This window comes from Pseudomonas brassicacearum, from assembly GCF_003732265.1.
Taxonomy (GTDB): Bacteria; Pseudomonadota; Gammaproteobacteria; order Pseudomonadales; family Pseudomonadaceae; genus Aquipseudomonas; species Aquipseudomonas brassicacearum_D.
Map to the genome: position 1 here is coordinate 1 of NZ_MOBK01000413.1, position 275 is coordinate 275.

The following is a 275-nucleotide window of genomic DNA, read 5'->3' on the forward strand; positions in this document are numbered from 1 at the left end:
GATCAACTTCACCACGGAGTTTCACCGGGTCTGGAGCACCAACGGTTCCAAAGCAAAACCCGCCACGTTCTGGCGCCCCACCCCTGCTCCGGATGCATTGCCGGGCTACTTTCCGCTGGGCGACGTGCTCATTCCCGGCGGCACCAATATCAATGGCGAAATGGTCGCAGCCGTGGTCTGCGAGAAAGATATGGAAGGGGCCCAGAGCACTAAAGGAAAGGCACTGGCCCGCCCTGTCGACTTTGAACTTGTCTGGAAAGAAACCGGGGCGCCCA

Annotated in this window: 1 protein-coding gene; it reads left to right on the forward strand. The window is 59.6% G+C overall.

Going from position 1 to position 275, the window contains the following annotated elements; all coding sequences use genetic code 11:
• On the forward strand, positions 1-275 hold a 275-nt coding region (locus BK660_RS33395; RefSeq protein ID WP_259698575.1), incomplete at both ends, for a Vps62-related protein.